The 26,431-nt window shown below is 73.5% G+C and carries 21 protein-coding genes; 6 read left to right on the top strand and 15 right to left on the bottom strand.

Translation table 11 applies throughout. The annotated features are described in order from the left end of the window. The first annotated feature begins 8 nt into the window (after window positions 1-8). Genes ACFYM6_RS22925 through ACFYM6_RS22935 form a run of 3 tightly spaced genes read left to right on the top strand, consistent with a single transcriptional unit; the run spans window position 9 to window position 3,021 of the window. Window positions 9-1,127, top strand: coding sequence for a saccharopine dehydrogenase NADP-binding domain-containing protein (locus ACFYM6_RS22925; protein WP_387278492.1), 1,119 nt, complete (start codon window positions 9-11; stop codon window positions 1,125-1,127). Next, entirely contained in the window at window positions 1,124-2,257 is a 1,134-nt protein-coding gene (locus ACFYM6_RS22930; protein ID WP_387278494.1) for a Gfo/Idh/MocA family oxidoreductase, read from the top strand. Before ACFYM6_RS22925 ends, ACFYM6_RS22930 begins: the two co-directional genes overlap by 4 nt. Continuing rightward, a complete protein-coding gene (locus tag ACFYM6_RS22935; protein ID WP_387278496.1) occupies window positions 2,254-3,021 on the top strand; it encodes a thioesterase II family protein in 768 nt (255 codons plus the stop codon). Before ACFYM6_RS22930 ends, ACFYM6_RS22935 begins: the two co-directional genes overlap by 4 nt. A 7-nt stretch (window positions 3,022-3,028) precedes the next feature. On the opposite strand, the gene ACFYM6_RS22940 is transcribed toward ACFYM6_RS22935, so the two are convergent. From ACFYM6_RS22940 to ACFYM6_RS22965, 6 genes are all read right to left on the bottom strand, one after another. After that, a complete protein-coding gene (locus tag ACFYM6_RS22940; protein WP_387278498.1) occupies window positions 3,029-4,654 on the bottom strand; it encodes an AMP-binding protein in 1,626 nt (541 codons plus the stop codon). Continuing rightward, window positions 4,651-5,667: a methyltransferase gene (locus tag ACFYM6_RS22945; protein ID WP_387278501.1), complete on the bottom strand. Its 1,017-nt coding sequence runs from the start codon at window positions 5,665-5,667 to the stop codon at window positions 4,651-4,653. Before ACFYM6_RS22945 ends, ACFYM6_RS22940 begins: the two co-directional genes overlap by 4 nt. A gap of 66 nt (window positions 5,668-5,733) precedes the next feature. Further along, complete coding sequence (locus ACFYM6_RS22950; protein ID WP_387278503.1) at window positions 5,734-6,081, bottom strand: MmcQ/YjbR family DNA-binding protein; 348 nt, start codon at window positions 6,079-6,081, stop codon at window positions 5,734-5,736. A gap of 35 nt (window positions 6,082-6,116) precedes the next feature. Then, the gene (locus tag ACFYM6_RS22955; RefSeq protein WP_387278505.1) at window positions 6,117-7,220 is read right to left on the bottom strand and encodes an acyl-CoA dehydrogenase family protein; all 1,104 of its coding nucleotides are present in this window, start codon (window positions 7,218-7,220) and stop codon (window positions 6,117-6,119) included. A 30-nt stretch (window positions 7,221-7,250) separates the two neighbouring features. Continuing rightward, window positions 7,251-8,408 (bottom strand): acyl-CoA dehydrogenase family protein, encoded by a 1,158-nt coding sequence (locus ACFYM6_RS22960; RefSeq protein WP_387278507.1) that lies wholly within the window; start codon window positions 8,406-8,408, stop codon window positions 7,251-7,253. A gap of 52 nt (window positions 8,409-8,460) precedes the next feature. Then, window positions 8,461-9,660, bottom strand: a complete 1,200-nt coding sequence (locus tag ACFYM6_RS22965) for a cytochrome P450 (protein WP_387278509.1) — start codon at window positions 9,658-9,660, stop codon at window positions 8,461-8,463. Window positions 9,661-9,816: 156 nt separating this feature from the next. Here ACFYM6_RS22965 and ACFYM6_RS22970 point away from each other — a divergent pair, with 156 nt between their 5' ends. After that, window positions 9,817-11,091 carry a condensation domain-containing protein gene (locus ACFYM6_RS22970; RefSeq protein ID WP_387278510.1) on the top strand — a complete coding sequence of 425 codons (1,275 nt, stop codon included), beginning with the start codon at window positions 9,817-9,819 and terminating at the stop codon, window positions 11,089-11,091. An 89-nt stretch (window positions 11,092-11,180) separates the two neighbouring features. Here ACFYM6_RS22970 and ACFYM6_RS22975 read toward each other — a convergent pair whose 3' ends face one another. After that, window positions 11,181-11,534: a VOC family protein gene (locus ACFYM6_RS22975; RefSeq protein ID WP_387278512.1), complete on the bottom strand. Its 354-nt coding sequence runs from the start codon at window positions 11,532-11,534 to the stop codon at window positions 11,181-11,183. Window positions 11,535-11,737: 203 nt separating this feature from the next. Between ACFYM6_RS22975 and ACFYM6_RS22980 the strand changes: the two genes are divergently transcribed. After that, a complete protein-coding gene (locus ACFYM6_RS22980; RefSeq protein WP_387278514.1) occupies window positions 11,738-12,763 on the top strand; it encodes an acyl-CoA dehydrogenase family protein in 1,026 nt (341 codons plus the stop codon). An 88-nt stretch (window positions 12,764-12,851) separates the two neighbouring features. On the opposite strand, the gene ACFYM6_RS22985 is transcribed toward ACFYM6_RS22980, so the two are convergent. The 3 genes from ACFYM6_RS22985 to ACFYM6_RS22995 all read right to left on the bottom strand — a co-directional run bounded on the left by ACFYM6_RS22985 (window position 12,852) and on the right by ACFYM6_RS22995 (window position 18,826). Then, complete coding sequence (locus ACFYM6_RS22985; protein ID WP_387278516.1) at window positions 12,852-16,769, bottom strand: amino acid adenylation domain-containing protein; 3,918 nt, start codon at window positions 16,767-16,769, stop codon at window positions 12,852-12,854. A 249-nt stretch (window positions 16,770-17,018) separates the two neighbouring features. Next, window positions 17,019-17,255: an acyl carrier protein gene (locus tag ACFYM6_RS22990; RefSeq protein WP_073834367.1), complete on the bottom strand. Its 237-nt coding sequence runs from the start codon at window positions 17,253-17,255 to the stop codon at window positions 17,019-17,021. Window positions 17,256-17,299: 44 nt separating this feature from the next. Further along, window positions 17,300-18,826, bottom strand: coding sequence for an aldehyde dehydrogenase family protein (locus ACFYM6_RS22995; RefSeq protein ID WP_387278518.1), 1,527 nt, complete (start codon window positions 18,824-18,826; stop codon window positions 17,300-17,302). A gap of 150 nt (window positions 18,827-18,976) precedes the next feature. Here ACFYM6_RS22995 and ACFYM6_RS23000 point away from each other — a divergent pair, with 150 nt between their 5' ends. After that, window positions 18,977-20,035: an MBL fold metallo-hydrolase gene (locus tag ACFYM6_RS23000; RefSeq protein WP_387278520.1), complete on the top strand. Its 1,059-nt coding sequence runs from the start codon at window positions 18,977-18,979 to the stop codon at window positions 20,033-20,035. 96 nt (window positions 20,036-20,131) lie between these two features. Here ACFYM6_RS23000 and ACFYM6_RS23005 read toward each other — a convergent pair whose 3' ends face one another. The 5 genes from ACFYM6_RS23005 to ACFYM6_RS23025 form a co-directional block, all read right to left on the bottom strand. Next, the gene (locus ACFYM6_RS23005) at window positions 20,132-21,541 is read right to left on the bottom strand and encodes an NAD(P)/FAD-dependent oxidoreductase (RefSeq protein WP_387278522.1); all 1,410 of its coding nucleotides are present in this window, start codon (window positions 21,539-21,541) and stop codon (window positions 20,132-20,134) included. 65 nt (window positions 21,542-21,606) lie between these two features. Continuing rightward, window positions 21,607-22,815 carry a cytochrome P450 gene (locus ACFYM6_RS23010; RefSeq protein WP_387278523.1) on the bottom strand — a complete coding sequence of 403 codons (1,209 nt, stop codon included), beginning with the start codon at window positions 22,813-22,815 and terminating at the stop codon, window positions 21,607-21,609. Further along, window positions 22,812-23,303 (bottom strand): VOC family protein, encoded by a 492-nt coding sequence (locus ACFYM6_RS23015; protein WP_357441769.1) that lies wholly within the window; start codon window positions 23,301-23,303, stop codon window positions 22,812-22,814. The genes ACFYM6_RS23010 and ACFYM6_RS23015 overlap by 4 nt, the downstream gene beginning before the upstream one ends. Window positions 23,304-23,326: 23 nt before the next feature. Then, window positions 23,327-24,712 (bottom strand): NAD(P)/FAD-dependent oxidoreductase, encoded by a 1,386-nt coding sequence (locus ACFYM6_RS23020; protein ID WP_387278525.1) that lies wholly within the window; start codon window positions 24,710-24,712, stop codon window positions 23,327-23,329. Between the two features lie 12 nt (window positions 24,713-24,724). Beyond that, window positions 24,725-26,356, bottom strand: a complete 1,632-nt coding sequence (locus ACFYM6_RS23025; RefSeq protein ID WP_387278527.1) for a (2,3-dihydroxybenzoyl)adenylate synthase — start codon at window positions 26,354-26,356, stop codon at window positions 24,725-24,727. Between the last annotated feature and the right edge of the window lie 75 nt (window positions 26,357-26,431).

Consider the following 26,431-nt stretch of genomic DNA (forward strand, 5'->3'; position numbering starts at 1 on the left):
GGCTCCCGGTGACCGGGCCGGCCCCCGTGGTGGGCGTCGTCGGCGCGGCCGGCGCGGTCGGCGCCGCCGCCGTGGCCGAGCTGCACCGTCGGGGCCGGTACGCGCTGCGCCTCGCCGGCCGCCGCCGCGCCCCCCTCGACGCGCTGTGCCACGGGCTCGCCGCCACCGGCGGTTCCCCGCCCACCGCCGAGGTCCTCGACATCGCCGACACCGACGCGCTGCACCGCTACTGCGCGGGCTGCGACGTCGTGCTCAACTGCGCCGGCCCGGCGTACCTCGTCGAGGACCGGGTGGCGCGGGCGGCGCTTGCCGCCGGCGCGGACTACGTCGACGCCGCTGGCGACGACGTTCTGTGGGAGCAGGCGCGGGCCCTGTTGGCGCGGGCGCCGGGGCGGACCGCCGTGATCTCCGCCGGCATGATGCCCGGCCTGAGCGCACTGCTACCCCGCTATCTCGCCGCCACCCTGCTGGACCCGCCGCGCGCGCTGCTCGGCTACCTCGGCGGTCGCGACCGGTTCACCGCCACCGCTGCGGCCGACTACCTGCGCGTGGGAGAGGGGTTCGGCCAGGCGGGGGCGGCGCTGGCCGGGGGCGTGCGAGCGCGGCACCCGCTGCCCACCCGCACCGACGTCGAGCTGCCGTTCTTCCCGGAGCCGGCCACGGCCGTGCCGTATCTGAGCACCGAGCTGGAACGGGTGGCCCGGGTCCTGGGCATCGCCGACGCCACCTGGCACTCCGTCTTCGCCGGACCGCACGTCGCGCAGGTGCTGCGGCAGCCCCCGGCCGGCGGGAACGCCCCCGAGGCACTGCGCCGCGCCGCCGAGCTGGACGCCTTCGGGCGCGCAACCTACCAGCTGATCGTCGTGGAGCTGACCACCGTCGCCGGTGCCGCTCACACCCTCGTGCTGCGCGGCGACAGCGCCAGCTCGCTCACTGGCGCGTTCGCGGCCGTCGCCGTGGCGGCGCTCACCGAGGGGGCCCTGGCCGCCGGCCTGCACCACGCGGGGGAGGCGCTCGACCCGCAGCTCGCGGTAGACCTGCTTGCCGGCTCGGCCGCGGTGAGCGGCCTGACGGTGTTCGACGGCGAAGCCGCCCACGCCGGCGGCCACGTGGAGGAGGCACTTTGACGCAGCGTCCCCGGGTCGTCGTCTGCGGCGCCCGATTCGGCCAGGTCTACCTGGAGGCGTTCCGCAACCCCGACCTGCCCTTCGAGTTGGCCGGAGTGCTCGGCGCCGGCAGCGAACGCTCCCGCGCCTGCGCCCGCCGCTACGACGCGCCGCTGTACACCGACCCGGAGCAGTTGCCCGACGACATCGACATGGCGTGCGTGGTGATCCGGGGCGGCCTGCTCGGCGGCCGGGGTTCGGAACTGGCCCGCGCGCTCATGGCCCGCGGCATCCACGTGCTGCAGGAACACCCCCTGCACCACGACGAGCTGGCGGAGAACCTGCGGGCCGCCCGCCGGCACGGCGTCGTCTACCACCTGAACCCGTTCTATACCCATGTCGCCCCCGTACGCCGGTTCGTGGCGGCGGCGCAGGAGCTGACGCGGCGGCAGCGCCCGCTCCACGTCGATGCGGCGGCCGGATTCCAGCTCGCCTACTCCCTGCTGGACATCCTCGGGCAGGCCCTCGGCGGGGTGCGGCCGTTCGCCTTCGGCGACCTGCCCGAGTCGGCCCCCCCGGTGCGCGCCGCGACCACCCTGGACATCCCGTTCCGCAGCCTCGACGGGGTGCTGGCCGGGGTACCCGCCACCCTGCGTATTCAGAACCAGATGGACCCCGCCGACCCGGACAACTACGCCCACCTGATGCACCGGATCAGCATCGGCACGGAGGCCGGCAACCTGACCCTGGTCAACACCCACGGGCCGGTCGTCTGGTCCGCCCGCCCCGACTTCCCCCGCGAGGTCGCCGACCCGAACGCCGACCCCCACTACGCCACCATGCCGGACGACGCGCAGGCGCCCAGCGCCGTCGTGCTCGGACCGGGCACCGTGCCGTCGTACCGGCACATCTTCCGCAGCCTGTGGCCGGCCGGCATCGCGCACGCCCTCACCGAGCTGTACCAGGCCGTCCGGGAACGGCAGGACCCGCTGCGCCGCGGCCAGTACCACCTGTCGCTGTGCAAGCTGTGGCAGGACCTGACGCTGCGGCTCGGGCCGCCGGAGCTGCTGTCGTCCACCCCGCCCCGGCCGCTGACCGACGACGACCTCAAGGCCATCGCCGCCGCTGGTGACGAGGCGGCGCGGCCGTGAGGGCGACCGTGGCGGCCGTGTCCTGGCTGCGCCGCTACCGGCCGCGTCCGGCCGCGACCCGGCGCCTGGTCTGCTTCCCGTACGCCAGCGGCAACGCGACCTTCTATCGGCAGTGGGCCGTGCGGCTGTCCCCCGAGGTCGAGGTCGTCGCGGTGCAGTATCCCGGCCGGCTGGACCGTATCCACGAGCCGTGCGTGCGGGACATGGCCACCATGGTCGACGGGATCGTCGCCGCGCTGCAACCGCTGCTGCACACCGACTTCGCCCTGTTCGGCCACAGCATGGGCGCCGCCGTCGCGTACGAGGTGGCGCACCGGCTCGAACACGGCCTCGGCGTTTCGCCGCGCCGGCTGGTCGTCTCCGGCCGCCCGGCCCCGCAGCACCACCGGCCGGGCGTCAAGCACCTCGGCAGCGACCAGGAACTGTGGGACGAGCTGCGCCGCCTCGGCGGCACCACCGACGAGGCGCTGGCGCACCCGGAGTTGCGCAACGCACTGCTGCCCACGCTGCGGGCCGACTACCGCCTCGTCGAGACATACCGGCCCACCCTCGGCGCGCCGCTGTCGGTGCCGGTCACCGCGATCACCGGCGACGACGACCCGGAGGCGCACGTGCCCGAGGTCGCCGACTGGCGGCGCTGCACCACCGGGGAATTCCAGCTCCGGGTGCTCCCCGGGCACCACTTCTACCTGATCGACCGGCAGGCCGAGGTGCTCGACCACGTCAGCGAGGCGCTCGGGCTGCCCGCCGGCCAGCCCCGCTGACCGCAGGTCACGTCGCCGCCGGCACCCCCGCCGGTCGGTGGTCCGTCGCCGGCGCGCCGAGGTCGAGCCGGCCGGCGAGGTAGTCCTGCCACATGAGCCGGCGGCGCGGCTTGCCGCTGCTCGTGCGCGCCACCGCGCCCACCGGCACGACCACCGGCTCCACCGGCAGCCCGTCCGCGGCGGCCGTGGCCGCGTCGCACGCCGCCGGCAGCCAGCCCGGCTCGGGCCGGGCCAGCAGCAGGACCACCCGAGGCGCGTCGCCGACCTGCCCGAGCAGGGCCGTGATCCGCCCGGCCGGCGCCCCGCAGGCCGAAACCGCCGCCGCCTCGACGTCCTCGGCGAGCAGCATCCGGCCGCGCACCTTGACGCCGTCGCCGAGGCGGCCCAGCACGAACAGGTCCCCGCTGGCGAGGAAACCCGCATCGCCGGTGCGCACCTCGCCATCGAGCAGCCGGGTGCCGCTGACGGTGCGGTCCGCGACCGCCGGCAGGTAGCCTGCCGCCACGGACGGGCCGCGCACCACGATCTCGCCGACCACGCCGTCGGGAACGGCTCGGCCGTCGTCGTCCACCACCGTCACCCGGGCGCCGGCGAGCGGGCGTCCGCAGCCCACGACCTCGCCCCGGTCGACGGTGGCGGTGCGCCAGCCGGTGTCCAGCGGCACGCCAGTCACCGACAACGTCGCCTCGGCCAGCCCATACGCGGGCAGCAGCGCCTCGCGGCGCAGCCCGTGCGGAGCGGCGAAGCGGGCGAACTCCGCCAGCAGCGCCGGCGGGATCCGCTCCGCGCCGACGATCACCGCCCGCCACGCCGAGAAGTCCATCCCGGCCAGCGCCTCGCGGGGCACCCGCCGGACGATGTGGTCCAGTCCGAAGGCCGGCATCGCGGTCAGCCGGGCGCCCCGCCGGCCGAAGCACTCCAGGTAGCGCAGCGGCCGGCGGACGAAGTCGCCCGGCGACATCAGCCACAGGTCCGACCCCGTGGCCACGGGCGCCAGCAGGCAGCCCACCAGGCCCATGTCGTGGTGCACCGGCAGCCAGGAGGCGGTCGGGTCGTCGGGCGTCATCCGCAGCCACCGCTGGATGCCGGCGACGGTGGCCGCCAGCGCCGGATGGGGCACGCGCACCCCGCGCACCCGGCCGCTGCTGCCCGAGGTGAACTGCACCAGCGCCAGCCCGGCCGGCCCGGGCGCCGGCGCCCAGCGGCCGTCGGCGGCGGCGAGCAACCCCTCGCCGTCGTGCGCGGGCACGCCCGCCCCGGCGCACACGTCGGCCACCAGGGACAGCGCGGGGTCGTGCACGACCAGTCGCGGCGTGCTGGCCCCCAGCACGCCGCGCAGGTGCTCGGCCCAGCGCGCCCGGTCCCCAAAGGGCGGCGGTGGCGCCACCGGCGAGGCGGCGGCGCCAGCCAGCATGGTGCCGAACAGCAGCCCCACGAACCGGGGGCCGGTGGTCTCCACGATCGACACCACGTCGCCCGCGCCCACCCCGGCGTCGCGCAACACCCCCGCGTACCGGCGCACGAGGTCCGCCAGCTCGGCGTACGACCACAGCCGCCACGACCCGTCGGGCTCGGCGAACCGGATGCCGCGACGCTCGTCGGGCCGGTCCAGCCAGCCGAGCGGGCCGGTCACGCGGGCGCCGCCTCGATGATCGGGAACATGGGGGTGGAGACGTTGCGGACCAGCCGTAGCCCGGCCCGGCCCAGCAGCTCGCCCTGCTGCTCGAGGGTCCGCGCGCCGCCCGCGGTGAGGGTGTGCATGAGCAGGTCCATGCGACGCGCCAGGGTCGGCACCTCGGCGTCCTGCCGTCCGGCCTCCATGACGAACAGCCGGCTGTGCGGCGTCATCGCGGCCCGGACCCGGCCGAGAATGCCCACCACCTCGTCGTCGGTCCAGCTGTAGAGGATGCGCTTGAGCACGTACGCGTCGCCGCCGGGCGGAATCGGCCCCTCCAGGAAGCTGCCCGGCACCACCTCCACCCGGTCGGCGACCCCTGCGGCGGCCAGGACCTCGGGGGCGTTGGCCACGACGCCTGGCAGGTCGAACAGCACGCCCCGGGCGCCCCGGACCCGGCGCAGCAGGCTGGCCAGGAAACCGCCGTTGCCGCCGCCCACGTCCACGATGCTGGCGAAGCGCCGCCAGTCGCAGGCCCGCAGCACCGCCAGCAGCTCCATCCCGGTGACCCCGCTCATCACCTTGTCGAACGCTTCCCCGTCCTCGGGTTGGGCGCTCAGGTGCTCCCACATGGACCGGCCGTGCACCACGTCGAACGCGGGGCCGCCGGTGCGGATCGACTCGGCGAGCCCCTCCATCGCCCGGGTACACGCCACGGGGGACAGGAAGATGTCACGCGCCGAGTACGGGTGCCCCTCGCGCAGCAGGTCCGACAGCGGGGTCAGCGCCACGCCATCCGGCTCCACCAGCTCGAACAGCTCCCGGGTCGCCAGGTACTCCAGCGTCTTGCGGAGGGTGGGCTCGTGGGTCCCGGTCGCCCGGGCCAGCCGGGACATCGGCACCGGCCCGTCCACCAGGTGGTCGGCCACGCCGAGCAGGCAGACTGCCCGGATGGTGTACGGCAGGAGGTAGTCACCGAGTTCGAGGAGCTTGAAGATCGACTCGGCGTCAATGGTGCGCCTGGTGCCCAAGGGTGTCTCCGTCCCTTCGCGTGATGCTCCGGCGGCCCCGGGCCACCGGAGTCGCGTGGCGGGGCGTCAGGAAGCGCCAGCCTCGTCCAACTCGGCCTGCAACTTCTTGGACGCCAGCCGGCGCCACGCATCGGTGATCAGTTCTCGCAGCTGCGCCGGGTCGACCGTCGCCAGTTGGACGAACGTCCAGCCGTTCTGCCCGTACCTGTTGTCCGGCGCCGAGAAGGTCGCCGGGTCCTCGCTGATGAGCGCCGCCTGCTCGGCGACGTCGATGCGCATCCCCATCACCCCGGGCTTGGGAAGGGTGCAGAAGATCTTGTTGCCGACGCGGAAGTCGGTCACGTCGAAGTGCGCAGACTGGTGCGCTCCGGGAAGCGACAGGGCGATGCTGCTGACGGTTTCGGGGCTGACCACTCCGACCTCCTCGGTTGTCGACGGACGGCTTCACGCTAACGCTCGTCCAGCGTGGTCGGGGTGATCCCGCCCGCCTCGCCGCGCCGCAGCAGCCGCTCGGCCACCCGACCGTGCGGATCGTCGCCGGACCCCGGGAAGGCGTCCAGCCACAGCGCCCGGCGCAGCCACCGGTGCAGCGGGTACTCCCACGTCACCCCCATCCCGCCCGTGGTCTGCACGGCGGTCTCGCAGGTGCGCACCGCCGCGTCGCGCGCCACCAGCACCGCCTCGTCCACCGCCTGCGCACACGCCAGTGACCCCTCGGGATCGTGCTGCACCAGCCAAGCGGCCCGGTACGCCAGCGACCGGGCCAGCTCGGTGCCGACGTACGCGTCGGTCAGCTGGTGCGCCACGGCCTGGAAGCTGCCGATCGGCCGCCCGAACTGCTCCCGCTGGCGGGCGTGGGTGACGGCCATGTCCAGCGCGCCCGCCGCGACCCCGACCGCCTCGGCGGCCAGCAGCGCGCCGCCACGCAGCCGGGCCAGCCGCGCCACCTCCGGCGTGCGGGCCGGCTCGGTGAGCAGCCGCGCCGGCGTGCCGTCCCACCGGAGCCGGGCCATCCGGCGCAGCGTGTCCAGCGTCGACAGCTCCTCCACGACCAGCCCGGGGGACCCGGTGTCGCAGGCGAACACGGCCGGCCCCTCCTCGGTGCGGGCCCGTACCACGACGCAGCGCACCGCGCCCGCCTGCGGCACCGCCGGCACCTGCCCGGTCAGGGACCAGCCCCGACGCGAGCGGGTGGCCCGCACGGTCCCGGCGCCGGCGGGCGCGGCGCCGTCCGGGGCGCCGTCGGCGAACGTCGCCGGCACGGTCAGGGGCTCCCCGGCGGCCCGCGCGTACGGCGCGGCCAGAGCGACCGTCGTCCACCACGGCGTCGGGTGCAGGCACCGCCCGCTCTCCTCGGCCAGCAGCGCCAGCTCGACCATGCCCAGGTCGTCGTCCAGCCAGCCCTGCCGGATCAGCTCGGGCCAGGCACCCGCCTCGCTCCCGCCGGGGCCCTCCGCCAGCGCGCACACCCGCGTCGCCGGGTAGCGTCGCGCCAGGTGGTCGCGGGCGGCCCGGCGGATCTCCCGCTGCTCATCGGTGAGGGCAAAATCCATGGTCTTCTCCGTGTCGTCGCCGGCCGGTGGTCACTGGCGGGATCTGGGCAGGTCCAGCACGCGTTCGGCGACGATCCCGCGCAGGATCTCGGAGGTGCCGCCCTCGATCGTGTTCGCCCGGCTGCGGAGCCGCTGCCGCTGCCAGTACCCGTGCCAGGCGGCGTCACCGCTGTCGAGCAGCGCCGCCGGGCCCTGTACGCGCAGCGCGAGCGCGCAGACCCGCTGGTGCAGCAGCGACCATTCGAGCTTGAGGATGGACGCCTCCGCGCCGGGCTCGCCGGAGCGGCGCAGCGCGGCCAGCGACCGGTAGCCCGTGTACCGCAGCCCCTGCAACCGTGCGTGCAGCGTGGCCAGCTCGCGGCGGACGGCCGGGTCGCCGTCGGCGCCGACCTCTCGCACCAGCCGCAGCAACCGGTCGAACTGCGCGACCAACCGGGCGGTGAGGGTGACGCCGAACGTTCCCCTCTCGTGGGCCAGCGTGGACAGCGCCACCGACCAGCCCCTGCCGACCTCGCCCACGACGTCGGCGTCACCGACCGGGGCATCGGTCAGGATGATCTGGTTGAAGTCGGTGTCGCCGTTGAGCTGCCGCAGGGGCGACACCTTCACCCCCGGCGCCCGCATGTCCAGCAGGAAGCACGTCAGCCCTTGGTGCTTCGGCTCGGCGGGGCCGGTGCGGGCCAGCAGCAGGCAGTGGTCGGCCAGGTGGGCGTAGGAGGACCAGACCTTCTCGCCGTCGAGCAGGTAGCCGTCCGGCTCCGCCCGCCGGGCGGTGGTGCGCACCGCGGCCAGGTCCGAGCCGGCCTCCGGCTCCGAGAACCCCTGGCAGAACAGGGTACGACCGGACAGGATGCCGGGCAGGTAGCGCGCCTTCTGCTCGTCGGTGCCGTGCGCGATGAGCGTCGGGCCGACCATGTTCATTCCGATGATGTTGATGTGGTCCGGCGCGCCGGCGCGGGCGGTCTCCTCGGCGAAGATGGCCTGGTGGGCGGCGGTCAGGCCCTGGCCGCCATATTCTTTCGGCCAGGTGATGCCGGCGTAGCCGGCCTCGGACAGGTCGTGGCTCCACTCGCGCAGCTGCGCGGTGCTCCAGGTACGGGACGGGTCGTCGTCCGGCAGGCGGGACCGTAGCCACTCGCGCAGCCCGGCGCGGAACGCGGCCTCGGCCGGGTCGTCGTGCAGGTTCAACGCCGTCCTCGCTTCCTGGCGGCCGGGTTCGGGCGCCGCGGGCTGGTCACCGTCACGCCGCGCGCACCGCGAGCGGCACGTGGTCGTACGTGCGGAAGTTGAAGCGGGGCCGGCGTGCCGGCTCGCCGTCGAACTCGATGGCGCTGGTGCGGCGCAGCAGCCGGTCGAACACGGCGACGCCCTCGGCGCGGGCCAGCGCGGCGCCCAGGCAGTGGTAGACGCCGGCCCCGAAGCTGAGGTGCTGGTTGGGCCGGCGGCCGACATCGAAGCGGTCCGGCTCGCCGAACTGCTCCGGGTCCCGGTTGGCCGACCCGACCAGGAGGTAGAGGACCCGGCCGGGGCGGACCGTCCGGCCGGCGACCTCCACCGGCTCCACCGGGCTGCGCATGGTCACTTGGATCGGCGCCTCGTAGCGCAGCATCTCCTCGACCGCGGTGGCGGTGCTGGCGGCACCCGCCCGTAGCCGGGCAAGCTGGTCGCGGTGCTCCAGCAGGGCGACCATGCCGTTGGAGATCATGCCCATCGACGTCTCGAAGCCGGCGTAGAAGACCGTGATGGCGTTGTCGACGATCTCCTCGCGGCGCAGCCGCTGCCCGTCCGACTCGGTCATGGCCATCCGGGTCAGCAGGTTGTCGCCGCCGGGGCCGTCCTCGACGAGGTCGCCGAGGTACGCGCGCAGCCAGCGCAGCGAGCGAACCGCCTCGCCGACGTCGCGGTCGCTGCGGAACGCCACGTCGCTGAAGGCCCTGACCAGCTGCGCCGCGTGCGGCCACAGCAGGGCCCGGTCGGCCGCCGGCACCCCGAGCAGATCGCAGATGACCATCAGTGGGAAGGGCAGCGCGAGGTCGGCGACCAGGTCCATCCGGCCGGTCGCCAGAACGGGTTCGAGCAGGTCGTCCACGAGGGAGGTCATGCGTTCGCCGAGCCGCCGGACCAGGCCGGGGCTGAACGAGCTGACCAGGACCCGGCTGGCGAGCCGGTTGCGTTGGCCGAGGTTCTGCCCGGACAAGAAGCCGCTCAGGTCCGGGTCCCCGACGGTGAAGCGGTAGTACTGCTCCGGCAGGGTCTTGGTCAGCCGCTGGTCCCTGAGCAGGGCGGCCACCTCGCGGTAGCCGGGGACCACCCACTGCCCCGGCCCGTTGCTCAGCACGGCACCGGTGCGGCGCAGCCGCTCGTACGTCGGGAACGGGTCGGCCAGCAGCCGCGGGTCCGAGACGTCGAAGCTGACCCGTGGCGCGCGAACGGCTGTCATAGGGGCCTCCCGGCGGACCGGTACGGCGTGCACCGCCCGCGTCCGCCGCCGATTATTCGGGCTCCCCGAAACTCGTGTCAAGGAGTGTTTGCGGAGACTGTTGAAGTATCTACCGGACACTCGTAACCACGCGCTTGCTGCGGTAGCGTCGCCGGCATGCGAGAGGAACCGGCTTCGGTGGGTCAACGCCTCCTGTGGCTGATGGACCACTATCGAGGGCAGCAGAACGCACTTAACGAGCAGGTGGTGTGGCACCTGCGCGGGGACTGCGACATCGCCGCCCTGCGCCGCGTCGTGGACCGGCTGCACGAGCGGCACGAGTCGCTGCGGACGACGTTCGTCGCTCGGCGGCGCCAGCTCGTCCAGGTGATCAATCCGCCGCGCCCGGTCGAGCTGCTTCGCGTGGACGTGTCCGGGCACGCTGATCCCCGGCGGGCCGCCCGCGAGTACATCGCCGCCGAGCTGACCACCGCCGTGGACATCGGCGTGTGGCCCACCCGGCCCACGCTGATCACCGTCGGCCCCGAGCACCACATCTTCGTGCTGACCATGCACCACTACGTCAGCGACGACTGGTCCAACGCGCTGCTGTCGCGCGACGTCCGTGCGCTCTACCACGGCGAGGAGCTGCCGGAGGTCGGATGGCAGTACGCCAAGTGGGCGGCATGGCAGCGGGAGCTGATCTCCGGGCCGGATTCGGGGGCGCTGTTCGACCACTGGCGCGGGCAGCTCGACGGGGCGCGGCTGGTGCGCCTGCCGGAGCGCGCCGAGGTCCCGCGGGGCCCCGGCGAGCCGGCCTGGGTGTCGGTGGAGTTGACCGTCGACCCGCACGTGGCGCAAGGGCTGCACCAGCTCGCCCGCAAGCAACGCACCACCCTCTTCCCGGTGATGCTCTCCCTGTTCTACCTGGTGCTGCACCGGGCCACCGGCCAGTCGGACCTGACGGTGGCGTCGCTGTTCGCCAACCGAAGCCGGCCGGAGGTCCGCGACACGGTCGGCTTCTTCGTGTCCATGGTGCTGCTGCGGGGCCGGGTGGTCGCCGCCGAGCCGTTCACCGACCTGCTGCGGCAGGTGCGCAACGTGGTGATGGAGGGCCTGCGCCACCAGGAACTGCCGGCGCAGCTGCTGCCGCCCGGGACGGTCACGGGGGAGGGCCGCACCGACGACGTCATGTTCCAGCTGCTCGGGTCGTTCGTGCCGAGGGCCGACATGAGCGGCGACGAGCTGGACGACCTCGAGGCGCAGCTGGAGCGCAGCCGGTTCGCGCTGGAGTTCGTCGTCGTACCCCAGGGCGACGCGCTCACCGCCGTCGTCATGTGCGACCGCGACCGGTTCACTCCGGACTGGGCGCGGCAGCTCGTCAAGGACTACGTGGAGTTGGCCGCGGCGGTGGTGACGGACCCGGGCCGCCTGCCGGGCACGCCTTCCTGAGGCGCCGATGCGTGCCGCACGGCGGTGCATCGGGGCCGGCGGGGCGGCCGGCGCGCCGCCGACCACCCCCGTCGCATCCGGACGGCCGGTCACCCGGTTTTGGGCAGCTCCCGCAGGCCGAAGGCCACGCCCTGGTTGTCGCGGCACTCGGCGAACGCGCCGTACTGCGGGCTCGGCGGCCGCAGCGGGCCCACCTCGCCGCCCAGCTCCTTGACCCGCTCGACGGCCTTGGCCAGGTCGTCCACCCCGAAGTAGACGATGATGTGCGGGGGGTCGGTGTCCGGGTGGGAGCCGGCCTCCAGGCCCGGGGCCGCGCCCGGCATCTCGATGTACGACCCGTGGGTGAGCATCGTGAACTTCCAGCCGAACAGCGCCTCGTAGAATTCCCGGGTGCGTTCGGGGACCGGAACTGCGAACTCGATGAACGAAGGTTCTCCTGCCACGGCGCCCTCCGGTGCGTGATCTGTCAGGGGAGATGTCCTAGCATCATAACGGGTATTGGCTCGTCTTCCGCAGACGCACGAGGATGCTAGTGAAGGCGAGTTCCGGTGGCTGGCGGGTCAGCCACCGCGGCGGCCGACGCGCCGCCGGGCCCGTGGGCCCGCACCACCGGCCCACCAGGGCCCCGTGAACGGAGGGCACTGCTGTGACTGTCTCCATCGAGGAGTCCACGAGCCTGCGGCAGGCGCGCGAGATCGCCGACGAGGCGTTCTTCCCCGCCGCGCTTGCGGTCGACGGCGCCGACCGCGTCCCGATCTCCCACCTGGACCTGCTCGCCGAGCAGGGCTTTTACGGACTGGCCGCGCCCCCGGAGTTCAACCGCCTCGACCTGCCGAGCTTCCCAGCGGTGTGCCGCGTCATCGAGACGCTCGCCAGCGGCTGCGTCACCACCACATTCGTCTGGGCCCAGCACCACAACGCGGTGATGGCGGCGGCCAACACCGGCAACGCCCAACTGCGTGCGGCCTGGCTGGAGCCGCTGGCCACGGGGCGGCGCCGGGCGGGACTGGCGATCGGCGCCGCGGTGCGGCCCGGTCCGTCAGCGCTGGCGGCGACGCCGGCCGACGGCGGGTTCCTGTTCTCCGGCGCCGCGCCGTGGGTGAGCGGCTGGGGCCTGATCGACACGATCTACGTGGCCGCCCGGCTGCCCGACGACACGCTGGTGTTCGCCCTGGTCGACGCCGCGACGAGTGGCACGCTGGCCGTCGAGCCGTTGCGGATGTCGGCGGTGAACGCCAGCAGCACGGTGACGGTCACTTTCGACAACCACTTCGTGCCCGCCGACCGCGTCGCCAACCAGATGCCGCTCGAGGCGTGGCGGCAGCGCGACCCGGCGACGCTGCGGTTCAACGGTTCCCTCGCGCTCGGGGTGGCTGACCGGGCGATCGAGCTGGCCGATGAGCCGCGGCTGCGCCAGCAGCTCGACGCCGTCCGGGACCGCCTCGACGCCGCCGACCCGGACGCCATGCCCGCGGCCCGGGCTGCCGCCTCGGAGTTGGCGCTGCGGGCCAGCGCGAACCTCGCCGTGGCCGCCGGCAGCCGCGCCGTTCTGCTCGATCAGCACGCCCAGCGCCTGGTGCGGGAGGCGACCTTCCTGCTGGTCTTCGGCTCCCGCCCGGGCATCCGCGACGCCCTGCACACCGCGTTCGTCGCATCCGGCGGCGTCGCCTGACACCCCGGGGCGGCGTCGCCGGGCGCCGCCCCGGTGCACAGGGCTCGCGACGCGCACGACCGGCGTCGCGGGCCTGCGCGCGTCCGGCCTACGGCATCCGGTCGACCAGCTGGGCCACGGCCTGCGCCTGATCGCGGTTCACCACCGTGAAGTGGTCGCCCTCCAGCACGTGGAAGCGGGCCTGCAGCGCCGCGGCGGCGTGCCGCAGCGGCGACAGGTAGCCCGCCGCCGGCCCGGTCAGGCCCCGCGACGCCTCCACCACGTCCAGCTCCAGACCCGGCTCGGCGACGAACGAGTACCGCAGCAGCGCCCGGGTGTTGGCCTCGAAAACCCGGTACATCGCGTGCAGTTCGGCGTACGTCACCGACTTCAGCTCCTTGAGCTGCGGCGGCGGCGCCGCCCACGTCCGGCGTAGCGTCTCCTGGACAGTGTCCGTGGCGCACGGGTCGCTCGGCACCGCCACCGGCGCGCCGGCGAGGTTGTGCAGGAACGCCTGCACGAGGGTGGCGTCGTCGACCGGGCGGCCGGTGCCGCAGCCGACCCAGGGGTCGATGAGCACCACCGCACACTTCCGGCCTTGCCACCGCAGCCGCCGGGCCATCTCGTACGCCACCACGCCGCCCAGCGACCAGCCGGCCAGCCGGACCGTCCGCTCCGGTGGCTCGTTCGCGATGACCGGCGCGAGTTCCGCCAGGTAACGGGTGGCCAACTCCTCGATGGTCACGCCCGGCTGCGCCGGGGACGGCGCGGACAGGCCGAGAACCCGGTGCCGCTCGGCCAGCTCGGCCACCAGCGGGCGGTAACACAGCAGGTCGCCGCCGACCGGGTGCACCAGGACCAGCGGGCGGTGCCCGTTGTCGGCCAGCGTGACCAGGCTGCGCGCCGGCCCGGTGCCGCCTGCGGCGTCGAGCAGGGCGGCGAGCTCCCCGACGGTGCCCGAGGTGTACAGCGTGGCCAGCGGCAGCCGCCGCCCCAACTGCTGCTCGATGCGGTTCATCAGGCGCGCCGCGAGCAGCGAACTGCCGCCGTAGGCGAAGAAGTCGACGGCGCGGCCGACCTCCGGCACGTCCAACAGCTCCTGCCACAGCGCGGCCAGGGCCCGCTCGGTGGCGGTGCGGGGCGCGTCGTCGCCGACCTGCCGGGCGGCCCCCACGGCGGCGGCCCGCTCGGCCAGCTGCCGCCGGTCGACCTTGCCGTTGGCGGTCAGCGGCAGCCGAAGCCGCACATCGATGCTGCGCGGCACCATGTAGTCCGGCAACCGGGCCCCGAGGTGGGTCTTCAGCTGCGCGACCAGCTGCTCGGCCGGGGTCTGCGAGGCCACGAAGGCGACCAGCGACACGGCCCGTCCGTCGGTGCGGGTGACCACGGCGGCGTCAGCGACCGCCGGGTGAGCCAGCAGCGCCGCCTCGATCTCGCCGAGTTCCACCCGGAAGCCGTTGACCTTGACCTGTGGGTCCTCCCGGCCCAGGAACTCCAGCGTGCCGTCAGGCCAGTAGCGGGCCCAGTCGCCCGTGCGGTAGATCCGTTCCTGCCGCCGCGGGTGCACGAGGAACGACGCGGCGGTCAGGTCCCCGTCGCCGAGGTAGCCCAGGGCGAGGCCACGCCCGCCGATGAACAGCTCGCCCGGCACCCAGTCGGGGCGGTCCATCAGACGGGCGTCGAGCACCTGGAAGCGCTGGTTGCGCAGCGGATGGCCGTACGGGATCGAAATCCAGTGCGGGGGCACCCGCACCGGCACCGGGTGGTAGTTGGACCAGATCGACGCCTCCGTCGCGCCCCCGAGGCTCACGCACGCGGCGTGCGGCGCGATCTCCGCCAGCTCCGCGCCGAGGTTGATCGGCACCCAGTCGCCGCTGACCATGGCCAGCCGCAGCTCGGTGAGCGGGTGCCGGCCGCTCGTGCGTACGAACTCCACGAACATCGCCAGGTAGGCCGGAACGCTGTTCCACACCGTGACCCCGGCGGCCAGGCACAGCTCGTAGAGGTGGGTGACCTCCCGCTCCTGCCCGGGTGTCGGCACGACCACCGCCCCGCCCGCGGCCAGCATCCCGAACACGTCCCACACCGACAGGTCGAATGTGTAGTCGGAGACGGCGAGCACCCGGTCGCGGGGGCCGAGGCCGAACCGCTCGTTGATGTCGACCAGCGTGTTGACGACGCTGCCGTGCGAGATCATCACCCCCTTCGGCGTGCCGGAGGTGCCGGAAGTGAAGATCACGTACGCCAGCGACTCCGGGTCGACGTCCACCGCCGGCCGCGCCGCGCCGTCCTGGCAGGCGATGGCGGTGGCGATGTCGACGGTCCGCGCGCCCGGGTACGGCTCCTCGCCCTGGACGCTGCGGTCGGCCAGCAGCACCCGTAGTCCGCAGATCTCGGCCACCTGCTCCCGACGGCGGCGCGGCCACCGCGGCGAGACCGGCACGTACGCGGCCCCGGCCATCAGAACCCCGATCAACGCGATGATCTGGTGTGCCCCGCGCAGCGCCTGCACGCCGACGACCTCGCCGGGCCGTACCCCGGCGGCGACGAGTTCCGCCGCGACGGCGCTGGCCTGGTCGCGCAGCTGCGCGTAGGTGATCTCCCGGCCGCCGGCGATCACCGCGAGCCGGTCCGGCTGCCGCTCGGCCTGCTCCTCGAAGAGCTCGTGCATGGTGACCACCCGGGCCGGCGCCGCGGTGTCGTTGACCTGCTCGCGGATCTTGAGCTGGGCCGCCGGGGTGAGATCGAACGATTCCGTCCCCCACGCCTCGTCCTCGGTGGCCAACCGGATCAGCAGAGACCGGTACGCGGCGAACATGTCGTCGATCATGCCCGCCGGGTAGATGTCGTCCGCGCTGTCCCAGGTGGTGACCAGAGCGTTGCCGGCCACGAACACCTGGTGGTCCAACGCGACCTGCGGCGTGCGGACCTTGCCCTCCAGCCGCTGCCAGCCGAGGTGTTCCAGGAAGACCCCGGTGTCGGCCTCCCCGACCCCGAGCATGCTGGTGAACACCACCGGCATCAGCGCGTTGCGGGCGTTGCCCTGGCGCTGGTTGAGCTGCCGGATGACGGAGACCCCGCTGAAGGAGGAGTGTTCCATGTCCTGGAGCAGTTGCCGGCGCCAGGCGCGGGCCCGGTCGAGGAAGGTGTCGCCCGCGCCGCCCTGGCGGCACTCCATCAGCAGGGTGCTGCTGAAGTTGCCGATGATCTTGTCAGCGTCCGGGTGAAACGGCAGCCGGTCGCCGTACATGATGTTGATGGTGAAGTCGGGGTTTTTCGACCAGTGCCGCAAGACCTCGCAGAACGCCGCGCCGAGCACCATGGTGCCCGTGAGTCGACTCTTTCTGATGCGCGCGGCCAGGCTGGTCCACTGTTCGGGGGTGAGCTTGAAGACCCGGCGCACGAGGCGGGGGCTGGGGTCGCCGGTCATCCGGCGGCGGGGCAGCTCCGGCGCCGCGGGCAGGCTGTCCAGCCGGTTGAGCCAGTAGCGGCGGGCCCGCTCGTGCTCGTCGCTGTCCTTGCGCCCCTCGAACTCGCTGCGGTACTCCCGGAAGGTGTACCGCAGCGGAGGCAGCGACTCGCCGTTCAGCAGCGCCCGCAGCTCCTGGGCGAAAATCTCACCCGAGAACCCGTCGATGGCCAGCAGCCGCGCGCACACCTGCACCACAACGTGGGTGTCCAGGGCGAAGACGAAGACCTCGAACGGGGCGTGCCCGTCGCGCGGTGGCCCCTCGTCGTAACAGCGCTCCCGATTACGGGTGAGGATCCGTCGCCACACATGCTCCGGCTGGCCCCGTAGCGATCGGTAGACCAGCGGTACGGGAAGCTCGTCCTGGACGTGCAGCAGGCCTGTCTCGTCGAAGGACGCCCGGAGCATCTCGTGCCGGCGCATGAGCTGGTGCAGGGCCGCGCTGAACGCGCGGACATCCAGCTCCTGGCAGGCGTACTCCTCGTAGAACAGGGCGGGGCCGCCGAGCTGGAAGTCGCCCAGCTCGCCGAGCAGGTACGCGTACTGCAGGTCGCTCATGGGCGCCGAGCGGGTGCCCGGTGCGTCCGCGCGGGACGCTGCCGACGGCGGGGCCGGTGGGACGACGGCTGACGATGTGCGGTGCTCCGGTCCCGTGATGTCCATTATGTTCCCCCCAGGATGGTCGATTGTGGCCAAGGTGGTACAAATAGTCTGACCGGAGATGTGCTCCGGACGGTCCCGTGGAATGTGGTCGACCGGCGATGCCCGGCGACCGGGCAAGATGGCGCAGGGAGGCGAGGAGCGGGGCTATCGCGCGGCGGCGGCCCGCAGCTGGTGCACCGCCTCGGTCAGTTCCGCCGGGGTGGGCCGGTCGAAAACCTCGATCATCGGCAGTTGTACGCCGAAGACGATGTTCACCCAGTGCACGATGGCCGCCGCAGCCATCGAGTCGCCTTCGAGGTCGTCGAAGAAGTCGGTATCCGGCCGCACCTGGCGGCCGAAGATGTTCTCCCAGATGTCGACCATCTGCTGTTCGTTTGTCACGATGCCTCCCCATGACGTGCCCGGCCGCCGAACGCGGCCGGTGCTCACCTCGGAGCAGGTACCGCCCCCCATGGGCGGGTGCCCAGGTCATTGATCAGTGTCTTTGTCTCTAGAAAGGCGTCAACGCCCGCCCTGCCCATTTCACGTCCCCAGCCCGATTCCCGCATTCCGCCGAAGGGCAGCGCCGGATCGAGAACGTGCCAACTGTTGACCCACACGGTGCCGGCCCGCAGCCGGCGGCCGACCTGGTGCGCCAGCCCCAGGTCGCGGGTGAAGACGCCGGCGGCGAGCCCGTACGGGCTGCCGTTGGCCAGCGCCACTGCCTCCTCCACAGTGTCGAAGGCCTCCGCCACCAGCACCGGGCCGAAGACCTCCTCGCGGGCCACCGGCGCCTGCGGGTCGGCCCCGGTCACAACGGCCGGGGTGCAGAAGAAGCCCGGCGAGTCCGGCGCCTGGCCGCCGGTGACCCGCGCGCCGCCGTCGCGGGCCGAGCGCAGGTAGGACAGCACCCTCGCCCGGTGCTCCGCGGATATCAACGGCCCCATGTCCGTGTCCTGGTCCAGGCCGTCGCCGAGCCTGATCGCCGCGGCCCGCTCCCGGATCCCCGCGACGACCTCGTCGAAGACCGGCCGCTGCACGTACAGCCGGGACCCCGCCACGCAGGTCTCGCCCTGGTTGTAGAAGATCGCATGGGCCGCGCCGTCCATCGCCCGAGCCAGGTCGACGTCGGCGAACACGATGCTCGGTGACTTGCCGCCCAGCTCCAGGGTCACCCGGCGGAAGTCGGCGGCCGCGGCCTGGACGATGCTGCGCCCGACCTCCGTCGACCCGGTGAACGTGACCTTGTCGACGCCCGGGTGCGCGGCGAGCGCCGCGCCGGTGTCACCGTCGCCGGTGACGACGTTCAGCACGCCCGCCGGCACGCCGGCCTCGCGCACCAGCTGTCCGAGCAGCAGCGCGGACAGCGGCGTCTGCTCGGCTGGCTTCAGCACCACGGTGCAGCCCGCTGCCAGGGCGGGCGCCACCTTCGCCGCGGCCATGTAGAGCGGGAAATTCCACGGGATGATGGCCGCCACCACACCCACCGGCTCGGGCACGGTCAGGGCGACATGTCGCTCCGGGCTGGCGGTGTAGAGCGAAGCGTTCTCGCCGTTCAGCCGGCCGGGCCAGCCGGCCATGTAGTGGAACACCGCGGCGGCGGCGGGGACGTCGCCCGCCCGGGCCACCCGCAGCGGCTTGCCGTTGTCGAGGCAGTCCAGCAGAGCCAGCCGGTCGGCGTGCGCGAGGATCAGGTCGCCGACCCGGTGCAGCAGCCGGGCCCGGGCGGCGGGGGACATCCGGTGCCACCGGGATCCGGGCTGGCCGGCGGCGCGCGCCGCGGCGACGGCCCGGGCCACGTCCGTGGCATGGGCGTGGGCGACCGTCGCAAGTGTCTCTCCCGTGGACGGACATACGGACGTCAGCAGACGGCCGTCGTTCGCGGGCGACCACTTGCCTCCGATGAACAACTCTCGAGGTAATTCGTCCAGACAGGACATACGTGGCCTGTCGGTGTCTGTGGTCGCCGACATGCACGACACGCTAGCGCAAATACCACGCTCGGCATACGGTCGATCGGACGTAGCTATGTGCGTAACAGGCCGCCAGACTCAATCTTTCCGACGAAAACATCGGGGTAGGGCATGAGGTATCCGCGGAGTGTTTATCGCGTCTTTGACAGGATGCTTGCCAAGAAGCGTGGTGGGCGCAGCTGGCCGACCAGCTTCGCCGACCGGCTGACCCATCCGGTGCCTGACTCCCGGGCGGTCCGCAAGCTGATCACCGAGGGAGGGATGCGGCCCGACCTCAGCCAGGTCGACCGGATTCCCGTCCATCCCGCCGCCGACCGACTGCCGCCCGCCGACGCGGGCGAGGTGGTGGCGACCTGGGTCGGCCATGCCTCATTCGTGCTCCAGATCGGCGGGCTCGTGGTGCTCACCGACCCGGTGTGGTCGCGTCGCATCCCCGGGGTGCGGCCCCGGTTCACCCCGCCCGGCCTGCGCTGGGAGGCCCTGCCCCCGGTGGACGCCGTCGTCATCAGTCACAACCACTTCGACCATCTCGACGCGCCCACCATCCGCCGGCTGCCGCGCCGCGTGCTGATGCTCGTGCCCGGCGGCCTCGGCTGGTGGTTCCGCCGGCTGGGGTTCACCGCCGTGGTGGAGCTGGACTGGTGGGAGAGCGCCCGCCTCGGCGCGGTGGAGTTCCAGTTCGTCCCGGTGCACCACTGGAGCCGCCGGACGCTCTTCGACGGCTGCCAGAGCCTGTGGGGCGGCTGGATGCTGGCGGCCGACGCCAGCCCCGCCGCCCGGGCCGACGCCGGCCCGGTAGACCCGGCCGCCGGCGCCGGTGCCGGCCCCACCGCCGAGGTCGGACCCCGGCGCGTCTTCTTCGCCGGGGACTCCGCCTACGGGCCGTACTTCGCCGAGATCGGGCGGCGCCACGGCCCGGTCGACCTCGCCCTGATGCCGGTCGGCGCCTACCTGCCCCGCTGGTTCATGAAGCCGCTGCACATGAGCCCACCCGAGGCCGTGCGCGCCTGTGGCGACCTGGGCGCCCGACGGATGGCCACCATGCACTGGGGGACTTTCGCGCTCTCCGCCGAGGCGCCGCTGGCGCCGCTGGAGCAGGCCAGGCAGGCGTGGCAGGCCAGCGGGCGGGCCGCCGAGGACCTGTGGGACCTGGCGGTGGGGGAGAGCCGTACCCTGCACCGCGCCGTGACCACGCCGGCCGCCGGCTGACCGGCGCCGGCCCCGGACGGCTCGCGATGGCGCCCGGGTGCGTCCCCACCGCACGCGGGCGCCGCCGCCGGGCGGGCCCCAGTCGTCGGTCGCGGGTCAGTCGCTGCCGCGTTCCGCGACGGTCCGGCCGGGGCCCGTCGTACGGCGGGCAAAGAACCGGTTGGGTGCCAGCGCCGCCCGGTACGGCAGCAGCAGCGGCAGCTGGTCGCCGACCCGTTGCCGCCAGATGAAGAACTCGCCGCCCTTGTCGCCGAACGGGGCGGGCAGGAACTTGGGCTGGTTGACCGTCACGAACGCCAGCTCGGTGAACTCGGTCCTGCGGCCCAGCACGAGGTCGCGCAGGATCTTGCCGCCGGTGTGGCTCGCAGCGATCCCGCTGCCGGTGTACCCGTGGCCGTAGACCATGCCCGAGTCGGTTCGGCCGAACTGCGGGATGAAACTGTGGCTCCAGCTGATGAGCCCGCCGTTGCCGTGGCTGAACTGGACGTCTTGCCACTGTGGGAAGAACTCGCGGAACGACTCGCCCAGCTTGTCGAACGCCTCGTCGTTGCGGCGGTGGCGGGGATCGGTGTCCCGTTTGCCGAACATGTACCACAGGCCGCCCGCCCAGAGCACCCGGTTGTCGGCCGTCAGTCGCGCCGCCGTGGAGAACGACAGCGAGTTCGCCACCCCCTCGCGCCCCGGCCAGGCCACCCGGCCCAACTGCTCCTCCGTCAGCGGCTCGGTGACCAGCAGGTAGTTCCACACCGGCATCTGGCGCGGGTACAGCTCGGGGAACGCACCCTGCATGGCCTCTGTCGCCACGACCACCTCGTCCGCGGTGATCGTGCCGTGCGGGGTGCTGATCTGCCACTTTCCGTCGACCTTCCGGATCGTCCGCGCCGGGGTCTGCTCGTGCAGCACCACACCCTGTTCCTGCACCACCCGGGCGAGCCCGCGCACCAGCCGGTACGGGTTGAGCAGCGCGCCGCTGACCTTCAGCGCCCCGACGACGGTCGGCGAGCCGATCCGCTCCTGCGCCTGCGCCCGGTCGAGCAGGCGGAACGATGTCACCCCGGCCCGCTGAGCCCGCTTGATCTGCAGCTCCAGTCGCGCGAGCTGCTTGGTGTCCGTGGCGACCTGGAGGATGCCGCTGTTCTCGTACTGGGCGTCGATGCCGTTCTGCCGGCAGAACCGGCCGATCTCCAGGATCGATCGGGCGACCGCCCGGTAGACCCCACCTGCCTTCTCCGCCCCGTAGTACCAGAGCATCCGGCGCAGCACCTTGCCGGCGGTCATCTGCACGAACCCGGCGTTCATCCCGGACGCGCCGCTACCGGCGAAATCCGCCTCCACCACCCGCACCGAGATGCCCGGGTCGGCCTGCTTGAGGAAGTGGGCCGCCCACAGGCCGGTGTAGCCCCCGCCGACGATGCACACGTCGCAGGAGGCATCCCCGTCCAGTGGCGGGCCGACGTCGGTCGGTTGCGTGGAGTGCCAGTACATCTCTGTGGACAACTGCGCCATACGGGTTTCTCCTTAACGGCTGTCGCGGGCAGGAACGGCTGTCGCGGGGTGGGCGGGTGGCGGCGTCACGCGGGGCGGACGGCCAGCGGAAGGCGCTCGAAGGAGCGCAGGCTCCCGTGGTGGCGGCGGCGGGCGTCGCCGTCGGCGGCGATGTCGCGGAACCGCGTCGCGAGCGCGGTGAACGTCAGCTCGCCCATCAGCCGGGCCAGCGCGGTGCCCAGGCAGTGGTGCAGGCCGCCGCCGAAGCCCAGGTGCGGGTTCGGGGCCCGGGACAGGTCCAGCTCGGCCGGCCGGTCGAAGACCGAAGGGTCGCGGTTGGCCGCGCCGAGCAGCAGCATCACCGACCGGCCCGCCCTGATCTTGTGCCCGCCGATCTCGACGGCCTCCCGGGCCACCCGGATCGCGTTCTGGATCGGCGAGTCGAACCGGAGGAACTCGTCGACGGCCGACCGGACCAGCGTGGGGTCCCGGCGCAGCCGGTCCAGTTGGTCGGGATGCTCCAGCAGCGCCATGCATCCGTTGGAGACCAGCCCCATGGTCGTCTCGAACCCGGCGTGGAACAGGAACAGCAGGTTGTCGACGATCCCGGCGACGTCCCCGCGTTCCTCGGCCGGAGCCGCCGCGAGCATGCCGGCCAGGGTGGCGTCGCCGGCAGGGGCGTCCCGCAGCAGGTCGGTGACGTACTCGCGCAGCCAGGCGACGGCGGCGTCGACGCCGCCGCGTTCGTCGGGCTGGAGGTTCGCCGCGTCGAACACCCGGGCCAGGTCGATCACCCGGGGCAGCACCTCCGCCCGGTCGGCGTCAGGGATGCCGATCAGCCGGCAGATCACCGTGACCGGCAGCGGCACGGCCAGCTCCGCGACGAGGTCGAGGCGGCCGGCGTCGCGGGCCGGGGCGAGCAGGTCCGCGACGAGCGCGGTCACCGCCGGGGTCATCGCCCGCACCCGGGGCAGGCCGAATGCCTGCCCGAGAAACCGGCGGGCGCGGGTGTGCTCCGGCGGGTCCTGGGTGAGGACGATGCGGGAGGGAAACTCGGCCGCGGGCCCGTCGCCCAGGGTCAGCCGGATGAACTCCCGGGGGAAGTGGCTGGCCAGCCGGCCGTCACGCAGCAGGGCGCTGACCGCGGCGTGGTCGACCACCAGCCACTGTCCGAACTCGCCCCGCACGACCGGGCCCTGCGCACGCAGCCGCTCGTACTCCGGATAGGGATCGTCGGCGCAGGCCAGGTCGACCGCGGCGATCCGGGGCCGTGCAACGGCGTCGGGGAGCGTCACGGCTGCCCGCCGACGCGCTCGGCCCGCCGGGCCCGGTGGTGCTTGCGCATCTGCCGCATGAAGTAGTCGGCGTTGAGCCAGTACAGCTCCAGCCAGATGTTGTCCGGATCGCGCAGCCACACGCCGTGCCCGGCCTCCAGGAACAGCTCCTGCACCCCGCCGTGGCTGACGCCCACGGAGTCCAAGTGCGCCACCCAGGTGTGCAGGTCTTCCCGCTCGGGAACGTGGAACGCCAGGTGGTGCAGCCCCACCCGGTGCTCGTCGAACGGCTCCTCGACCGGCCGTTCGGCCTGTCCGAGGACGATGGAGGTCAGGGCGCGGGAGTGCAGCAGCGTCCGGAACGTGAACCCCGACTCGGCCGGTCGGGCGTCGCGGACGACGGTGAAGCCCAGCGCCCGGCAGTACCACTCGGTGCTGCGGTCGAGGTCCCGGACCGTCAGGTTGATGTGGGTACCGCCGTTGAGCGGGGGTACGGAGTCGTTGACCACGGGGTTCCTCTCGCAGAAGACGATCACAGGACGGTTCGCATGACGGCTGCCGCCAGGGGCGCCGTACGCCGGAGCCGGTCCTCGTACCGGTCCGCGGCGGTGGCCAGCGCGCTGACCGTGCGGACGCCGACGGCCCGCAACGGTTCCGGCTCCCAGCGGCGTGGCCGGTGCCCGGTCCAGAACAGCCGCGTCTCGGGCCGGTTCACCCCGGCCACCAGGGCAGCCAGCGTGCGGCCGGCGAGGTTGCTCAGTGCGATGCCCTCGCCGCCGTAGCCGCCGGCGTGGCCGAGGCCGCTGTCGCGGTCGTACACCACGGCGGGCTCGCCGTCGCGGTGCATCCCGTACGCGCCGCTCCACTGGTGGCTCACGCGCGCGTCGGCCAGGGCGGGGAAGCTCTCCGCCAGGGACTCGCGCAGCCGGGCGAAGACCCGGGCGCCGGAGCGGGCGGTCGCGTCCGGCCGGGAGCCGGCGCGGTAGCCGGCCCCCCGGCCGCCCACCAGCAAGCGGCCGTCTGCGGTGCGCTGGAAGTAGGCGAACTGGTAGCGGGAGTCGGCGACGGTGACCCGGTCCCGCCAGCCGGCCTCGCGCCACCGCCATTCCGGCAGCGGCTCGGTGGCCAGTACGCGGGAGATCACCGGCAGCACCCGGCGGGCGTGCCCGGGAAGTTCCCTTGTGTACGCCTCCGTGGTGCACAGCACACTGCGGGCGCGGATCGTGCCCCGGTCAGTGACCACGACGCCGGGTCGCAGCCCGACCGCGCGGGTGCCCTCGACGATGGTCACCCCGCGCCGCTCGACGGCCCGCGCCAGCCCGGCGGCGATGACCGCGGGTTGCACGGCCGCGCAGTGCGGCGTGAAGCCGGACAGCAGCGCCCCGGCGACGCCGACCCGGTCGGCGGTCTCGGCGGGCGACAGCAGCGTCATGTCGGTGATGCCGAGCTTGAGCCGCATGTCCTGCCAGTTTCGCAGCCGCGCCACCTGGGGTTGGGTGCGGGCGACGTAGAGCGAGCCGTCGCGCCGCCACCCGCAGTCGATGTCCTCGGCGGCGAGGACCCGCTCGATCTCGTCGAGGGTGCGTCGGCCCGCACGGTAGAAGCGCATGGCGTCCATCGGGCCGTAGCGCTGCACCAGGTTGGCCAGCAGGGCGGGCATCTCGGTGGTGCACCAGCCGCCGTTGCGCCCGCTGGCCCCGTAGGCCACCCGCTCGGCGTCGATGACCAGCACGGAGGCCTGCGGCGCCAGTTCCGTCAGGTAATAGGCGGTCCACAGGCCGGTGAATCCGGCGCCGACGACGACCACATCCGCCCGCACGTCGCCGGACAGGGCCGGCCGCCGCTCGCGCAGCGGCGCGGGCAGCGTGTCCAGCCACAGGCTCACCGGCCGCCGACGCCGGTCGGGGGAAGCCGTCATGCCGCGCCGCCGCTACCGGGTGACGCTCAGGTCGCCGAGGACCGCGGCGGCCAGTGCCCGCTTGTCGACCTTGCCGACGGTGGTCAGCGGCAGCGCCTCGACGATCTCGAGCCGGTCCGGCAGCTTGTAGTCGGCCAGTCCCCGATCCCACAGCAGCTTGCGCAGCTCCATCAGGCTGGGCGCCGGGTCGTCGGCGACGACGACCGCGCAGGTCTTCTCGCCCAGCCGCTGATCGGGGATTCCGACGACGGCCGCCGCCCGGACCCGGTCGTGGGTCAGCAGGTGCCCCTCGACCTCGTCGGCCATCACCTTCTCCCCGCCCCGGTTGATGACGTCCTTGATCCGGCCCGAGATGACCAGGCGGCCCTCAGCGTCGATCCGCGCCAGGTCGCCTGTGCGGAGGAAGCCGTCGGGGGTGAAGACCGTCCGGTTGTGCTCGGGTACGGCGTAGTAGCCGCGCAGCGCGCACGGCCCGCGTACCAGCAGCTCGCCGACCTCGCCGGGCGGGACGGGGGTGCCATCGGCATCGACCACGAGAAGTTCGTCGTCGGCGCACATCGGGGTGCCCTGGGTGGTCGCCGCGGCTTCGTCGCCGTCGCCGGGGCGGGTGAAGCAGAGCATACCCTCGGCCATGCCGAACCAGTGGGTGAGCGTGGCACCCAGGGCCGGGCGCACGGCGCGGGCGAGGTCGGGGTGCAGCACGGCCCCACCGACCTCGATGACCAGCTCGGACAGGTCAACGTCGAACAGGCCGGCGGTCTCCACCCACAGCGACAGCACGGCCGGCATGACGGTGGTGAGGGTGACCCCCTCCTGGGCCATGAGCGGGAACGCCTCGTCCGGGCTGGGGCTGGACGACAGTACCGCTCGGCCGCCCACCCGTAGCGCGCCGAGCACGCCCGGGCAGCCCAGGGCGGCGTTGTGCGCCACCGGCACCGCGGCGAGGTAGGCGTGCCGGTGGTCGAACGACATCGCCTCGGCGGTGGCGCGCAGCTGGAAGGCGTAGTCGTCGTGGGTGCGGGGGATCAGCTTGGGCAGCCCGGTCGTCCCGCCGGAAAGCAGAAAGAAGGCCACGTCCTGCGGGTCGGGCCGGGCCAGTTCCCGGGCCGGGGCGCGCACGTCCGACCAGGCCAGGAACGGCCCGGGTTCCCCGACCACGAGCACGTGTCGCAGGGTGGGGCAGGCGGCGCGTACCTCCTGCGCCACCGCGCGGTGGTCCACCCCAGGCACCCGGTCGGAGGTAACGAGGGCGACGGCCCCGACGTACTGCGCCAGGTAGGTCAGCTCGGCCCGCCGGTGGGCCGGCAGGGCCAGCACCGGCAGGGCGCCCGCGCGGAACAGCGCCACGCAGGTCACCACGAACTCGACGGTGTTGGGCAACTGGACGACCACGGCGTCGCCGGGTCGCACGCCCAGCTCGATCAGGCCCGCGGCCAACTCGTCGGCTCGTGCGTCGAGTTCGCCGTACGTGTGCCGACCATGTCGGGTGACGACGGCGGTGCGCCCGGGATCGCGGGCGTCGGCGTCCCAGTCGGCCCAGGGGCGGAGCAGGTCGCCGAGCACCTCGCCGCGCCAGTAACCGGCCTTGCGGTAGCGGTCGGCGAACTCCGCCGGCCAAGGGGTGAAGCCTTTACGAGCAGCCACGGAGCCTCCCGTACGCCGATCACCGGCTGGAGCCGGCCAGCTGGTATCCGTACGCACGGTATCGACGGTCCCGAA

This window comes from Micromonospora sp. NPDC006431, assembly GCF_042870725.1.
In the GTDB taxonomy this organism is placed as follows: Bacteria; Actinomycetota; Actinomycetes; order Mycobacteriales; family Micromonosporaceae; genus Micromonospora.